Source organism: Limnohabitans sp. Rim8 (assembly GCF_945869175.1).
In the GTDB taxonomy this organism is placed as follows: domain Bacteria; phylum Pseudomonadota; class Gammaproteobacteria; order Burkholderiales; family Burkholderiaceae_C; genus Limnohabitans_A.
The window spans coordinates 1-14,088 of record NZ_CAMBNZ010000077.1 but is presented as its reverse complement, the minus strand read 5'-3'; the positions used below and the strand labels follow the sequence as shown (position 1 = coordinate 14,088).

Sequence of the window (14,088 nt, the reverse complement as noted above, 5' to 3'; positions counted from 1 at the left end):
CAGCTTGTCGGCCAAGATGATGGTCTGCCGGTCTTCATGCAAAGTTTCTGTGGTGTCCCTTTCAAAAGGGTGCAAGGGCATGGTGAAGTAGCCTAAACGCATAGCGGATTCCTGATTCTGAAATGAAAATGAAAGATCACTCGGGCTTGATGCCAGCGTCTTTGATGACCTGCGACCAGCGTGTGATTTCACTTTGTATGAACCGAGGGTAATCGGCTTTGGATACCTTGGAAGGCTCCAGGCCCAATTGCGCCAGACGGGCCAAAAAGCCCTCGTCTTTCAGGGCCGAGCTGATGGCGCCATCGAGTTTGCGAACCACATCGGCCGGGGTACCTGCTGGCGCGGCCAGACCCAAAAAGAAACCCAGTTCATAGCCCGGATAGGTTTCGCCAATGGCCGGGACGTTGGGCCAGGGCTTAAAACGCGTGGCGCCGGTGACGCCAATGGCGATGGCTTTGGGGTTGTCGATGTGCGCCATGGCGGGCAGGTACTCCAAGAACAGCACCTGCAACTGACCGCCGTAAAAGTCTTGCAGCGCTGAGCCAATGCTCTTGTAGGGCACGCCGGTCATGGGCGCGCCCGACTTGACCCTGAACATCTCCGCGGTCATTTGCGAGGCTGAGTTGTAGTGCCCAAAAAATACTTTGCCAGGGTTGGCTTTGGCATAGGCCGTCAAATCGGCGGCTGTGCGAATGCCAGAATCTTTGCTGACCATGGCCACAGAGGCGGCGGTACCGAATTGACCCAAGTGTTCAAAGTCTTTCAGAGGTTCGTAAGGAACTTTCTTGTACAGACTCAAATTGGCCGCCAGCGTCGTGTTGGTGGTGAGCAATAGGGTGTAGCCATCGGCCGGTGCGTTCTTGACCGCTTCTGTGCCCAAAATGCCATTGGCGCCCGCTTTGTTTTCAATCACCACGCCTTGCTTGAATTGCGCTTCCAGGTAATGACCGAAGGCGCGGGCGGTGATGTCCCCCGAGCCTCCAGGACCAAAAGGCACCACGATTTTGATGGGTTTGTTGGGAAAGCCCTGAGCTTGGGCCAGGCCCATGCACAAACCCAAGGGTGCCAACAGGCCCCATTTCAGAAACTGAACCAGCTTGTCCATTTGCCATCTCCATCCAAATTAATCGTGCAGGGATTTTAGGAGTGAGCGTGCAATTGACCAACCTCCATATTCCGAAATATGGAATTTCTGGCCAAGGGTATTCCATGGCATACAAAGCCGAGGCTTATGGCGTTCAAATTGCAATACGCGGCACGGGTGGGCCCTTGAGGGCTGTACGCCAGCTTTCGACCTGAGTGGGGTTCATGCGGGCGAGATCGTATTGCGCCGACATGATCTCCGCCTCGTGAATCAGTGTCGCGGCCAAGCCGCTCAGGTGGCGGCCTTTCATGCGGTCCAGCGACGACACGGCGCACAAAGAGGCAATTGGGTAACGGCGTCTGTCAAAGATCGGTACAGCAATGCCTGAAATGCCCCGGGCCGATCGGGTTTTGGTCAAGGCGTAGCCGTTTTTGCGGGTCTTTTGGATGCCGGCGGCCATCTTGCTGAAGGCGTTGTCCTCACCGCTGCGCAATCGGTTGAAGGCCACGATGTCGGCCATTTCTTGGTCGGGCAAATGGGCCAGGATGGCCAAGCTGAAAGAGCCAATGCCCAATGGCCAGCGGTCATTGATTTGCAAAATTTCAGCGTTTTGAGGCAGGTGGCCTTGGCGCTTGTCCAGGCACACGGCGTCATAGCCACAGCGAATGCCCAGGTAAACCGTCTCCCCCGTGGCCTGCGCCAGGCGCTCGAACGAAGGTTGCGCAATGGTTTTGATGTCGAACACATCGCGCACCGACATGCTCAGGGCATAGACCTCGGGGCCAAGCCGATAGTGGCGTGTCCCCCAAGGCCGCTCGACCAAGTGCTCTTCCAACAGGGCCGACAGGATGCGGTGCACAGTGGCTTTGGGCAACTGAGTCAGGGCGCTGATTTGCATGAGGGCGGCCCCTTGTGGCCCAAAGGTGGACAAGGTGCGCAGCAACAACGCTGCGCGCGCAATGCTTTGTGCGCCTTCGCTTTTGGGGGATTTCGTCATGGTGATTTCAAGAGGCTCAGTTGCCGCCGAGACCTGCACGGTTCGACGCATGGGTTTTGCTAACAATTCCACAATTCGGAATATTGTGCATGGCTTTGCCGTGCCATCGGGCAAAGCGGGCATGCCCCGATTGCCAAGTGAAAAGCGGGCACGCATACTTATTTTGGATATTCCAGGCGAACCTTCATCGGTTCAAGACAAACAAGTCACCACGACAAGACAAGGAAGGACTCTTTCAGATGAAACCATCCAAGCGCCAATGGCTGGCCAGCATGGGCTTGGGTCTGCTGGTCATCGCCACAGCGGTGTCGGCACAGGCCCAAAACTTTCCGCAGCGACCCATCAAAGCCATCGTGCCTTATGCTGCCGGAGGATTTTCAGACCAGGCCAGCCGCATCATTGCCGAAGCCATGTCCCGCAACCTGGGACAGAACATCGTGATCGAAAACCGCGCGGGTGGTGGCGGACGCATTGGCAGCGAAGCGGTGACCAAAATGGCGCCAGACGGCTACCAATTGCTGATGACCACCAATGGCACCAAGACCTACATGGCGGTGGTGGAGAAGTCTTTGTCCTATGACCCGGTGAACGATTTCACACCGATTTCATTGGTTGGCAAATATGGATTGCTGATGGTGGTCAACCCCTCAGTACCAGCCAAGAACTTGCCCGAATTTCTGGCCTATGCACGTGACCCGAAAAACAAGGGCGCGATCAATTACGCCACTTCGGGCATGGGCAGCGGCTTGCACTTTGCAGGAGAGTTGTTCAATGCCATGGGCAAAGTCAACATGGTGCATGTGCCCTACAAAGGTTCTGGCCCCGGTATGCAGGATGTCTTGGCGGGCGTTTGTCAGGTCATCTTTGATGGTGCCGCCAAGCCCCAAATCGATGCCGGCAAAGTCCGCTTGCTGGGCACCACGAGTTCGGTGCGCGATCCGCGTTATCCGGACATTCCCACCCTCAGTGAAGGAGGCTTGACCGGTTATGACCTGACCTATTGGGTCGGCCTTTTTGCACCCAAAGGGCTGCCCGCCGACATCCAGGCACGTCTGAATGCGTCGGTCAAGACGGCCTTGGCCGATCCGGATGTGCAGCGCAAACTCAACGGCATGGGCATGAGTCTTGTGGGCAGCACGCCCGAACAAATGGTGCAAGAAATTCGCACCGAAACCGCCAAGCTGCGCCAAATTGCCGCTTCTATTCCCGGCGGAGTGAACTGATGAACTTTGAGATGGACAGCGGGGTGTTGCGCCCTCAAGACCGGTTGCCATTTTCAGCCATTGTCGACAGGCCTGCATTGAAGCTGCCCGAAGGCGTGCGTCTGGTGGTCTGGCCAGTGGTCAACATCGAAGAGTGGGACATTTCTCGTCCCATGCCGCGCATGGTTTCGCCACCACCGGGTGGCCAGGCCCCGGTGCCCGATGTGCCCAACTGGACCTGGCATGAATACGGCATGCGGGTGGGAGTGTGGCGACTCATGGACGCCTTCAAGAAAGTGGGCGTTCGCCCTACCTTGTCGATCAATGCCAAGGTGTGTGAAACCCGCCCGCGCGTGACGCAGGCTGCGCTCGAAGCGGGTTGGGAGTTCATGGCGCACTGCTACGAACAAATTCCGATTCAGAAAATTCCGGATGAGCGGGCCATGATGCAGCAGACGCTGGACGTGCTGACCCGCTTCACCGGTCAGCGCCCGCAAGGCTGGTTGGGGCCGGGCCGCAGTCAGACACTGGAGACGCCCGACCTGATCAAGGAGTTGGGCATGTCCTGGTTTGGCGACTGGGTGCTCGATGACCAGCCGCAGTATGTGCACACCCAATATGGGCCCTTGGTATCGGTGCCCTACACCATCGAGCTCAACGACATCAACATCATGCTCACGTCGCACGAGCGCTCAGACGCCATGCTGCTGCGCACCCAAGATGCATTCGAGCGCCTGTATGCCGAGTCCGAGCATGGAGCCCGCATCATGGCATTCGGAGTTCATCCCTACATTTCCGGGGCTGCGCACCGCATCCGTTACTTTGAAATGATGTTGGAATTTCTGGCCCGTCAGCCGGGGGTGGTCTTCTGGAATGGCTCGGAAATCAGCCAATGGTTTCAGCAAGCCAGTCCGCTGCCAACGCCTTGATGCATGGCAAACTTATCCCGTGGGATCCTTCAGTGGCAGCGCAGACTGACAGGCCGCTTCACGCCTTGTCTCTGGCGCAAGCCAGTGCCCTGATCCGGCAGCGCACCATCACGCCCATTCAACTGGTGCAATCGTGCATTGAACGGGTGGAGCGTCTGGATGGCCAACTCCATGCCATGCTGACACCCATGCTGGATGCGGCCAGGCACGCAGCGCAGCAGGCGGGCGATGAAATTGAACAAGGCCATTACCGGGGGCCTTTGCACGGTATACCGATGGCGCACAAGGATGTCTTTCTCACGCAAGGCGTGCGCACCACCGCGCAATCGCGGCATTTGCGCGATTGGGTTCCTCAGGTCAGCGCCGCGCTGGTGACGGGCTTGGAGCGTTTGGGGGCCATCAGTCTGGGCAAAACGTCCTGCCATGAATTTGCTTTTGGCTCACCTGCGACCGATGACGCGTTTCCTCCTGCCCGCAATCCTTGGCAATTGGCGCACATGCCTGGCAGCTCCAGCAGTGGCTCGGGTGCAGCTGTGGCCGCAGGAATGTGCCTGGCGGCCACCGGCACCGACACGGGCGGATCGATTCGGCATCCCGCAGCTGCTTGTGGTGTGGTGGGGCTCAAGCCCACGCGCCACGCTTATCCCATGGCGGGCGTGCTGGCCTTGGCACCCAGTCTGGATGTGGCCGGATTTTTGACCCGTACGGCCATGGATCAAGCCTTGATTTGGGATGCATGGCATGGCACGGATGTGGCGCCATCGTGTGCAGCGGGCGTGCAACACGGGGTCCTTGACGGTTTGCGCATCGGCGTGCCTGTGGGCTTGTGGCATCACCCAGAAAGTGGCCAAGCCACACACGACCTGCAAATCCAGACCTGCTTTGAGGCCACACTGCAAAAACTTCAAAGTCAAGGCGCTCAGGTGCGGCTGGTGAACCTGCCGCCCCAGCCGCTGGTGGTGAAGGCGGCCAACACCCTCATCGCGTACGAAGCCTTCCAGCAATTGCAGCACATTTGGCGTGAGCAACCAGACCATTTGGGGCAGGGCTTGCGCCAAAAACTGGCGGGTGCCGCGCAGTTGAGCCTGAACGAATACCAGGCTGCCCGCGTGCAGGCCGATGGGTGGCAACACGAGGTCAGTGCCTTGTTTGGTGAACAGGTCGATGTGTTGATGTGGCCTGGCCGCGAAGCCTTGCCCGAAACCCTGCACGCGCTGATGGAGAACCCTTCCGCCCAGCGCAGTGCCTGCAACCGCCTGTTCAGCCTGACAGGACACCCCGCCATCACCTGCCCCATCGGCGTTTCGACACAGGGCTTGCCCATGGCCGTGCAAATGGGGGGCGCTTTGCACGGGGAGCGTCACTTGCTTCAGGTGGCCCACGCCATGGAGCTGGCCATCGGCTGGCGCTTGCCCATTTTGATGAATTGACCCATGGACTTTGTGAACACCGAAGGCGTGCGCTTGCATTACGAGGTGCTGGGCGAACAGGGTCCTTGGCTGGCCTTGGTCTCTGGTGGTCGGCGCAGTGCGGCCGAGCTGTTGTCACTGGCCGGCAAGATCGCTGATCGGGGTTTTCGGGTGGTGCTGCACGACCGGCGCAACACTGGCGCATCGCAGGTGTGGATCGAAGGCCTGCGGGGTGAAGAAGCCATTTGGGCCGACGACTGGGTGCAGCTGATGGCGCACCTGAACGCCGTGCCCGCCTTTTTCGGAGGCGGCTCATCGGGTGCGCGATTGGCTTTGTTGACCAGCTTGCGTCACCCCGCGGTGGTGCGTGGTTTGCTCTTGATGCGCATCACTGGAGGCGCATTCACGGCAGGCCGTTTGCCAGAGACCTATTACGGTCAGTTCATTCGCTTGGCGGAGCAAGGCGGCATGGCCGCCGTATGTGCCACGCCCTTTTACCAAGAGCTGATTGGCACCGACCCCTCTAACCGCGACCGACTCATGGCCATGGACCCCCTGCAGTACATCGCCGTCATGCAACACTGGCTGGAGTTTTTTTTGCAAGGCCCGCGCGAACCGATGTTGGGCATGACGGTACAAGATTTGCAAGCGGTGTGCGTGCCCACCTGGCTGGTCCCCGGCAACGACAAAACCCATGTTTCTCGCCATGGGCGAGAAGCGGCAGGCCTGATTCAGGGCTGCGAGCTGTTTGAGTTGCCCTTGGTGGACGAAGATGTCCCCGCATTGCCTTTTTCTGCTTGGGCCGAGCACGAAGAAACCCTGGCGACAGCCATGGCCGATTTCATGCGCCGAGTGGGCGATGATGGCCGTTGAACCGATTGACAAGGAGTTTATGGAATGACACAACAGATCAACCCCAGCATTCGCCGCATCGTGACCGGTCACGATGAGCAAGGCAAAGCCATCGTTGAAATCGACGAAATTTGCAGCCATTACCGGCAGGGCCGACCCAATGGATTTGTGTGCAATGTCTGGACCACCGACACCAGCCCGGCCAACAACAACGGCCATGTGGATGCAGGCAGGCGCGAGGGGAAGTTCTCGGTGATCGAGCATGGCACGGTGTTCCGTATCCTGGACTTCCACCCTGGCGTGCAGCAGCGCGTTCACCGCACAGATTCGGTGGATTACATCGTGGTCATGTCAGGTGAAATCGACATGGAGCTGGAGTCTGGTGAAGAAGTGCACCTGAAAGCCGGAGACGTCATGGTGCAGCGTGGCACCGTGCACAACTGGATCAATCGGGGCACCGAAACCTGTGTCATGGCCGTGGTGCTGGTGCACGCCCACCCGGTAAAGGCCGGGGATCAAACGCTGAGCGCCTTTGGTTGATGCGGCGCCCCAACACCTTCGGGCCTCTCCATCTTTTCATCCCGGTTTGTCCCCGGGCATCCTGAATGGCCAGGCCAGCCCCATCGGATGGCGCTGGGCTTCAGTGGGGGAACGGCGCTATCCCTGGTGCGGCTTGGTCTGGCAATTCACGCCGTGTGGTGTTCATCACCATGGCCAACAAGCTGTAGTAACCGCAGTGCGCCGTCATGTCGATGACCCCCTGGTCGCCGAACATTTTTTGCGCGCTGGCCCAAGTGACATCGCTCACCGATTGGTTGTGCAGCAGTTCTTGCAAAAAGTCGTAGACCACAGTTTCTTCTGGCGTCATGTTGGGTGGACGTCGGCCCTGGGCAATGGCATCACAGGTTTCTTCGCTCACGCCCGCTTTCATGGCGATCGGTTTGTGGATGTGCCACTCCACGGGCTGTGACCAATGGCGTGCCACCACCAGCACGGCGAACTCTGAGTTGTGCAAACCTACGGTGTTGTCATAGCGCAGGTATTCCCCCACTTTTTGCAAGCGGCGCATCAATTCGGGGCTGCGCATCAAGGGCACAAAGGGGCCTGAGAGTTTGCCCCGGGGGCCGCTGACCAGTTCGTCCACCGCCGCACGCTGCGCATCGGTCATCTGTTCACGGGGAATTTCGGGCAAGCGGTCGATTTTGCTGGAGGTCATCGGTTTGGATCATGGGTTGAAAAATCAAACCCTAATTTATCACCAGACCTTGGGACCCTCAGTCGTGTGCGGGATACGCGGGCCGCCTCAGCTGGGCCGCCAGTCTCATCTGTTCAGGCCAGGTGCCCGGTTTTCACCAGAATCAGGCAACCTTCGCGGCTGAAGGGTTGGTGTTGGCTCATGTGCGGGCTGCGCAACCAGCTGCCCATCGGGTAGTCGCCATGCTCGTCGGAGAAAACGCCTTCCACCACAAAAATCTCTTCTCCGCCCCAATGCCTGTGCGGGCTGAAATAGGTTTCAGGGGCCCAGCGCACCAAAGCGGTGTTTTGTGTCTCGAAAGTGTGCAGCGGCAAAACGGTCAGCCCGTCCACCATGCCCTGACGCCATGTGCTGCGGCGTGTGTCAATGACCACGCGTTCATTGTCCCGCGCATCCAGATGGCGCAGCTTGACGAACAAGGTGCAGCCCTCGGGCGACGCGGGTGTGTGCGATGAGCCCACCGGATTTTGGATGTAGGTCCCCGGACCGTAGACGCCGTGCTCGTCGTGCAACGTGCCTTCGAGCACCAAGATTTCTTCGCCCCCGCCATGCGCGTGGTGGGCAAAGGCCGAGCCCGGCGCATAGCGCACGATGGACGTGGCCCTGGCCACTTCGCCGCCATCGCGCTCAAGCAGGCGGCGTGCAACCCCTGATGCGGGGGAATCCACCCAATCGAGCGAGGCGCTGTGCACGACGCAGCGTTGGGCCAGGTCGGCGTTGAGTGTGATGTGTTCAGCGTTCATGGCCATCAGGTTTTCAGCAAAACGGGCTCGATCGCCTCGCCTGGCGCGGTGATGCGGCCAATGATGGCGGTGTGTGCATAGCCTGCGGCTTTCAGGGCTTGCACGCAGTCAGCAGCTTGTGCAGCGGGCACGCTGGCCAGCAGCCCTCCTGCCGTTTGGGGGTCAAACAGCAAGGGGTAGCGCGGGTCATTCACAAACTCTTCGGCGTTGCGCAGCGCGCGGCGCAATCGCACATTGGCCGGTTGCAAAGAGCTCACAATGCCTGCCTTGACGCAGTCCACCGCACCTTCCAGCAGGGGCAAGGCGCTCATGTTCAGTTCGGCGTCCACGCCCGATGGCCGCGTCATCTCGACCAGGTGGCCCAGCAGACCAAAGCCCGTCAGGTCGGTGCAGGCGGTGGCGCCGTGGCTGTGCAAAATTTTGGCGCCCATTTGGTTGGACAGCACCATCGACTGCAGCGCCGAATCGATCCAACGACCTTTGGCCGCGTAGCGTGCGTGTGCAGCGAACAAAGTGCCGGTGCCCATCGGCTTGGTCAGCAGCAGCACATCACCTGCCTGCATGCCGCCCTTGCGCATCACACCGTCCATGGCCTCGTCGATCAGGCCGTTGATGGCAAAGCCCAGGGCCAGTTCCGCGCCCTCACCGGTGTGGCCACCCACCAAAGCACAGCCTGCGGCGTTCAGCACTTCGATCGCCCCGCCCATCATTTGGTTCAGCAGGTCTTCGACTTTGCTCTCCAACCCTGGCGGCACGGTGACCACGGCGGTGGCGGTTTGCGGCTCGGCCCCCATGGCGAAAATATCGCCCAGCGCGTGGTTGGCGGCCACTTTGCCAAACAGATAGGGGTCATCGATGAAGGCCCGGAAAAAATCCACCGTCTGGACCACGGCCATGCCCGGTGGTATGCGCACCACGGCCGCGTCGTCCGGTGAATGCAGGCCGATCAGCACATCGGGTCGTTCGACCGGCTGCAATTGCCCCAAGGCGCGCGACAACACATTGGCGCCGACTTTGGCGCCGCAACCGCCGCAGCGCATGGCGATGGCCGAGATGGCTTGCAGCGATTCCTCTGAGGTCAAACTCAGGCGTGTGGTGGGGGCGCGGCCTTGGGCCTGGATGTCCTGGAGCAGTTGGCCCATGGCCTGGATGGCGGTGTGCAAGTTGGTGCCCGGCGCGTTGGCGTCCATGTTGGGCAATTGCGTGAAGCGGCGCATGAATTCGCGGTCAATCCGGTCTTTCCAGCGCCAGACCCATTCGCCGCCAAAGCCCCAGGACCCACGTGAACCCACGGCGTAGCGGTTGCCGGTCGAAATCAGGGCCAGCCAGTGGCGTTGCGGGTTGTAGGCCACGAGCTTTTGACCGCGCAAGCTGCGGCGCAAATTGTCGGCCAGTGGTTTGCCCATGCGCACGGCAAAAACGCCGGCCTTTTCAAGAGGGCGCTCGGCAAACGAGGCGATGTCACCGGCGGCAAAAACCAGCGGGTCGTTGAGGGTTTGCAACTGGGGGGTCACCAAAATGAAACCTTGGTCGTCGAGTGTCAAGCCCGAGCTTTGCAGCCAACTTGGCCCCCCCGCTTGGGTGACCCACATGGTTTCGTCGGCATCGAAGGTGCGGCCGTCGCGCGTGTGCAAGCAGCCCGGCGAGACCTGCACCACCTCGGCATGGGTATGCACCTCGACGTTGCGCTCTTGCAGCACCTGGGCAAAGCGTTGACGAACGCCCGGGTTGTGGGTGGGCAAGACCGAATCGCCTGCGGTCAACAGAACAAACTTCAGCTCTTCGGGGCTGCGCCCCATGGCTTTAAATTCGTTGCGCAATCGGTGTTGCATTGACAACACCAGCTCCACACCGCCTGCTCCTCCACCGACGACGGCCATGGTCATCGGCCCCCGATAGCCAGGCCACTGTCGTGCTTTGTCCATCAAGCTAAGCCAGCGTTGGTTGAACTGTGCAATCGGCTTGACCGGCACCGCCAGGGCTTGCGCGCCTTCCACGTTGTGCACCTGCGGGGTAGAACCGATGTTGATCGACAACAGGTCATAGGCTACAGGCGGGCGGTTTTTGCAAATGACCTTTCGGTTTTGTCGGTCAATGCCGACCGCTGCCTCGTGGTACAAGCGCGCACCCGCAAAGGCACACAGGCGGCCCAGGTCGATGTGCACTTCGTCAAAGCTGTAGTGGCCCGCAATGTAGCCGGGCAACATGCCCGAATAAGGCGTGTCGATGTCGGTGCAGATCACAGTGATCCGCACACCGGGTTCGGGCTTCATGGCGAACATGCGCAGCACGCCCACATGGCTGTGGCCGCCGCCGACCAGCACCAGGTCGCGCAAAACGGGTTGATGGGAAGATTGCATTCAAAGGGTCCAGAGGTCTTGCACCCAGCGGTGCAAGGCAGAGCGCTCGGCGCTCGGTTCAAACAAGGGTGCACGCACAGCGCACTGATGCTGCAAGTGTGCCACCAGAGAATGACCGATTTCTGGCGATCGGCATGCCAGCAGCAAATCGGCCAAAGCTACGGCGTTGCCCGGCTCAAAAAGGCCGGCGTAATGGTCGCCCAGCAAGCCCACATTGCCGTCGATGCGTGAGGCCAGCACGGGCGTGCCACTGCACATGGCCTCCATCAGCACATGCGCACCGCCTTCCATGCGACTGCAGTGCACCAGCAGGTGAGCGCGCTGGATGCGCTGCAGGGTTTGCGCATGCGGCAAAGCCCCCAGCCAGCGGTAATGGGGGCACTGCAGCTGGACGGCTTGCGCGGCCTGGCCCAAAACCGGGTCGAGCGCTGCACCGATGTGGTCGATGAAAATGCCAGCCCCTTTGGGCAAGAGGCGCGCAGCACCCATCAGCGTGAGCGGGTCTTTTTCTTCGCGCAAGTGGCCGACCATCACGACGCGCAGATGGCGAGAGGTCTTGGGCAAAGTCCGGCGTGTGCCGGTGGACTGAAAAATGACCCGCGCTTTGGCTTGGTGTGCCTGTGGCAAGGCCTTGACGCCTAGTTCTTGCAAAACCACCAGCGATTGAGCCAGCGACAAAGACTTTTGGGCCAAGGGGTCGTGGCCGATGTCGCGGTAAAGGTCGGTGCCCGTGAGCACCACGCCCAAGCCACGCGGGCCGCGTTGGGCGTGCCAGGCTTGCACCGATGCGGCCGAGCGCCGCGCGTGCAAGGCGAGCATCACATCATCGCTGTCGGACGGATCGCCAGACCACTGTTGCACGATGCGGGCAGAATGCGCAGAAAGCAGCTGTTGCCAGCGACGCGCAGTTTGCCAGTTGCCATTGTTGGCGTCGGCCAAAGCAGGGCTGACAATGACCACACGAAGTTTTTGCATGGGCAATTTATACATGAATGGCAGTACCACGGCACAGACAGTGCACACAGGCGCTGGGCGGCCTTTTCCAGGCTGCCGGGGGCCCGTGCACAGCGCTTGGCGCACGGCAGGCCCTGCGGCTTTGGCCCAGGCCATGCAAGCCACACGCGCGCGAACGTTGGGCCTGATGCGAGCCTGGCAAAACGCTTTGCCCGATCTTTCGGTGCCGCCTCAAACCGACATGAACCCACCGCTGTGGGAATGGGGCCACATCGCCTGGTTTCAGGAGTGGTGGACAGTGCGCAACCCACAGCGCCATTCGGGCACGCGCATTGCCAGCAGCGGCGAGGGCTTTGCTCTTTCCTTGTTGGCCGGGGCCGATGTGCTTTACAACTCCAGCGAAGTCGCACATGACAGCCGTTGGGCGTTGCCTTTGCCTGATCTGACCGGGACAGAGGCTTATTTGGCGCAGGTGCTGCAACACAGTTTGGCCCATTTGCAGGTGTTGCAAGAGGATTTGGACGGAGTGAGCGACCAAGCTTTGTATTTTTGGCGTCTGGTGCTGCAGCACGAAGACATGCACAACGAAGCTTCGGTTTACATGGCGCAGGCCTTGGGTTTGCCTTTGCCTGAAGGGCTTTGTAGGCGCTCAGAGGTGCTTGGCCATGCGGGTGACCAGGAGGTGAACACGAATGGGGGCTCATCCATCATGGTGCCGGCACAAGTTCACGCCTTGGGCCATTCGGGAGCGGGCTTTGCGTTTGACAACGAGCGCATGGCCCACCCGGTGACGTTGGAGGCCTTCGACATCGATGCTGCCGCAGTGACCTGGGCGCGCTACTTGCCGTTTGTGCAGGCCACAGGCCATGCAGAGCCTCCACATTTGCGATGTGAACGGGGTGTTTGGCAAGTGCAAACTTTTGGCCAGTGGCAAGCGCTGGACCTTCAGGCTCCGGCGGTTCACTTGAACGCGCACGATGCCCAAGCCTGGTGTCGGTGGGCCAACAGGCGCTTGCCCACCGAAGCCGAATGGGAGTGCGCGGCCCAGCACCCTGACTTGGCTTGGGGCCAAGTGTGGGAGTGGACAGCCAGCGACTTTTTGCCGTACCCAGGCTTTGAGGTGCACCCTTACCGTGACTATTCAGCGCCATGGTGGTCTCGCCACCGCGTGTTGCGCGGGGCCAGCGCCGCCACCTCTGCACATGTGGTGGATGTGCGTTATCGCAACTTCTTTGTGCCCGAGCGGCGCGACATCTTTGCGGGCTTTCGCTCTGTGGCGCTGTAAAGTGCCATCAGGCCAAGGCCCACACCACCGCAAAGCGCTTGTCTGGATCGGTCCAGACGCGCGTCGAGGCAAAGCCCGCCGAACGCAGCAAGGCTTCAAAGTGGGGCACTGTCCATTTGCAGGCGTTTTCGGTGTGGATGGTCTCGCCTGCGGCAAAAAGTCGCTCGCCACCCGGCCATTGCACGCGCAAGGCACAGCGTGCTTGCAGGTGCATTTCCACGCGTGATGCCTGGGCGTTGAAGCGCGACAGGTGCTGCCAATCGCGCACGGCAAAATCACTGCCCACCAACCGGTTGATGTGCAACAAAAGGTTCAGGTCAAAAGCGGCGGTCACGCCCAAAGCGTCGTCGTAGGCGGCTTCCAGTTCGGCGGGGTCTTTGAGCAAATCCACCCCGATCAGCAAGCCACTGTTGGTTGCAGTTCCGCATGCTTGGTGCAGGCTTTGCAAAAAGCCAATTGCTTGCCCGGGTGTGAAATTGCCGATGCTCGAACCCGGGTAAAACAGCACGCGCGGCTGGGTCGGGTCCAAGTCCAAAGCCTCGGGCAAATCGAGGCCACCTGAAAAGTCGGTCCCCAAACCCGCCATGTGCAGACCGGGATGTTGGCGCTGCAAGCTCTCCAGAGCCTGGCGCACAAAGTCCACCGAGATGTCCACCGCCACATAGCGCCCTGCGGCCATGGGGCTGAGCAGACGCCCGGCCTTTTCGCAGTTGCCTGCACCCAAGTCGACCCAACAAGCGCCGGGGGGCAAGTGCTGCGCCATGTCGGCGCTGTGCAATTGCATCAACTTGGCTTCTGTCCGGGTCAGGTCGTATTCAGGCAACTCGGTGATGGCTTCGAACAGGCGTGAGCCCAAGGCGTCGTACAGGTACTTGGGGGAGGTGAAGGCCTGCGGGGCGCTCAAGCCCTGCAAAAGCTCTTGAGCCACAGCGGCGGCGTTGTGCTGGTACAGCTGGATGAATTGAGGCGTGGTCATGCGGCATGTTAAGGCAGCCGCTCAGCGGGCGGCGACCCGTGT

At 60.4% G+C, this 14,088-nt stretch carries 13 protein-coding genes; 6 read left to right on the top strand and 7 right to left on the bottom strand.

Annotated elements, in window-relative coordinates; genetic code table 11:
• Positions 1 to 136: 136 nt before the first annotated feature.
• Both Q0O19_RS11295 and Q0O19_RS11290 read right to left on the bottom strand, forming a co-directional pair.
• A complete protein-coding gene (locus tag Q0O19_RS11295; RefSeq protein ID WP_295523035.1) occupies positions 137 to 1,105 on the bottom strand; it encodes a tripartite tricarboxylate transporter substrate binding protein in 969 nt (322 codons plus the stop codon).
• Between the two features lie 133 nt (positions 1,106 to 1,238).
• The gene (locus tag Q0O19_RS11290) at positions 1,239 to 2,081 is read right to left on the bottom strand and encodes an IclR family transcriptional regulator (RefSeq protein ID WP_295523033.1); all 843 of its coding nucleotides are present in this window, start codon (positions 2,079 to 2,081) and stop codon (positions 1,239 to 1,241) included.
• A 239-nt stretch (positions 2,082 to 2,320) separates the two neighbouring features.
• On the opposite strand from Q0O19_RS11290, the gene Q0O19_RS11285 reads away from it, so the two are divergent.
• From Q0O19_RS11285 to Q0O19_RS11265, 5 genes are read left to right on the top strand one after another with little or no spacing between them, the layout of a single operon-like run.
• Positions 2,321 to 3,304 (top strand): tripartite tricarboxylate transporter substrate binding protein, encoded by a 984-nt coding sequence (locus Q0O19_RS11285; protein ID WP_295523031.1) that lies wholly within the window; start codon positions 2,321 to 2,323, stop codon positions 3,302 to 3,304.
• Positions 3,304 to 4,212, top strand: coding sequence for a polysaccharide deacetylase family protein (locus tag Q0O19_RS11280; RefSeq protein ID WP_295523029.1), 909 nt, complete (start codon positions 3,304 to 3,306; stop codon positions 4,210 to 4,212). The genes Q0O19_RS11285 and Q0O19_RS11280 overlap by 1 nt, the downstream gene beginning before the upstream one ends.
• A complete protein-coding gene (locus Q0O19_RS11275) occupies positions 4,176 to 5,642 on the top strand; it encodes an amidase (RefSeq protein ID WP_295523027.1) in 1,467 nt (488 codons plus the stop codon). Before Q0O19_RS11280 ends, Q0O19_RS11275 begins: the two co-directional genes overlap by 37 nt.
• A 3-nt stretch (positions 5,643 to 5,645) precedes the next feature.
• A complete protein-coding gene (locus Q0O19_RS11270) occupies positions 5,646 to 6,494 on the top strand; it encodes an alpha/beta hydrolase (RefSeq protein ID WP_295523025.1) in 849 nt (282 codons plus the stop codon).
• A gap of 24 nt (positions 6,495 to 6,518) precedes the next feature.
• A complete protein-coding gene (locus Q0O19_RS11265; RefSeq protein WP_295523023.1) occupies positions 6,519 to 7,013 on the top strand; it encodes a cupin domain-containing protein in 495 nt (164 codons plus the stop codon).
• Between the two features lie 100 nt (positions 7,014 to 7,113).
• On the opposite strand, the gene Q0O19_RS11260 is transcribed toward Q0O19_RS11265, so the two are convergent.
• The 4 genes from Q0O19_RS11260 to senB form a co-directional block, all read right to left on the bottom strand.
• Positions 7,114 to 7,689: a carboxymuconolactone decarboxylase family protein gene (locus Q0O19_RS11260; protein ID WP_295523021.1), complete on the bottom strand. Its 576-nt coding sequence runs from the start codon at positions 7,687 to 7,689 to the stop codon at positions 7,114 to 7,116.
• Between the two features lie 113 nt (positions 7,690 to 7,802).
• A complete protein-coding gene (locus Q0O19_RS11255; RefSeq protein WP_295523019.1) occupies positions 7,803 to 8,471 on the bottom strand; it encodes a cupin domain-containing protein in 669 nt (222 codons plus the stop codon).
• 5 nt (positions 8,472 to 8,476) lie between these two features.
• Positions 8,477 to 10,831, bottom strand: coding sequence for a selenide, water dikinase SelD (selD, locus tag Q0O19_RS11250; RefSeq protein ID WP_295523017.1), 2,355 nt, complete (start codon positions 10,829 to 10,831; stop codon positions 8,477 to 8,479).
• Entirely contained in the window at positions 10,832 to 11,806 is a 975-nt protein-coding gene (gene senB / locus Q0O19_RS11245) for a selenoneine biosynthesis selenosugar synthase SenB (RefSeq protein WP_295523015.1), read from the bottom strand.
• Between the two features lie 13 nt (positions 11,807 to 11,819).
• Between senB and senA the strand changes: the two genes are divergently transcribed.
• Positions 11,820 to 13,070: a selenoneine synthase SenA gene (gene senA / locus Q0O19_RS11240; RefSeq protein WP_295523014.1), complete on the top strand. Its 1,251-nt coding sequence runs from the start codon at positions 11,820 to 11,822 to the stop codon at positions 13,068 to 13,070.
• A gap of 7 nt (positions 13,071 to 13,077) precedes the next feature.
• Here senA and egtD read toward each other — a convergent pair whose 3' ends face one another.
• The gene (gene egtD, locus Q0O19_RS11235; RefSeq protein ID WP_295523013.1) at positions 13,078 to 14,046 is read right to left on the bottom strand and encodes an L-histidine N(alpha)-methyltransferase; all 969 of its coding nucleotides are present in this window, start codon (positions 14,044 to 14,046) and stop codon (positions 13,078 to 13,080) included.
• Between the last annotated feature and the right edge of the window lie 42 nt (positions 14,047 to 14,088).

Coding starts and splice junctions, on each gene's coding strand:
- Q0O19_RS11295 (WP_295523035.1), bottom strand. CDS start 1,105: ATGGACAAGCTGGTTCAGTTTCTGAAATGGGGCCTGTTGGCACCCTTG.
- Q0O19_RS11290 (WP_295523033.1), bottom strand. CDS start 2,081: ATGACGAAATCCCCCAAAAGCGAAGGCGCACAAAGCATTGCGCGCGCA.
- Q0O19_RS11285 (WP_295523031.1), top strand. CDS start 2,321: ATGAAACCATCCAAGCGCCAATGGCTGGCCAGCATGGGCTTGGGTCTG.
- Q0O19_RS11280 (WP_295523029.1), top strand. CDS start 3,304: ATGAACTTTGAGATGGACAGCGGGGTGTTGCGCCCTCAAGACCGGTTG.
- Q0O19_RS11275 (WP_295523027.1), top strand. CDS start 4,176: ATGGTTTCAGCAAGCCAGTCCGCTGCCAACGCCTTGATGCATGGCAAA.
- Q0O19_RS11270 (WP_295523025.1), top strand. CDS start 5,646: ATGGACTTTGTGAACACCGAAGGCGTGCGCTTGCATTACGAGGTGCTG.
- Q0O19_RS11265 (WP_295523023.1), top strand. CDS start 6,519: ATGACACAACAGATCAACCCCAGCATTCGCCGCATCGTGACCGGTCAC.
- Q0O19_RS11260 (WP_295523021.1), bottom strand. CDS start 7,689: ATGACCTCCAGCAAAATCGACCGCTTGCCCGAAATTCCCCGTGAACAG.
- Q0O19_RS11255 (WP_295523019.1), bottom strand. CDS start 8,471: ATGAACGCTGAACACATCACACTCAACGCCGACCTGGCCCAACGCTGC.
- selD (WP_295523017.1), bottom strand. CDS start 10,831: ATGCAATCTTCCCATCAACCCGTTTTGCGCGACCTGGTGCTGGTCGGC.
- senB (WP_295523015.1), bottom strand. CDS start 11,806: ATGCAAAAACTTCGTGTGGTCATTGTCAGCCCTGCTTTGGCCGACGCC.
- senA (WP_295523014.1), top strand. CDS start 11,820: ATGAATGGCAGTACCACGGCACAGACAGTGCACACAGGCGCTGGGCGG.
- egtD (WP_295523013.1), bottom strand. CDS start 14,046: ATGACCACGCCTCAATTCATCCAGCTGTACCAGCACAACGCCGCCGCT.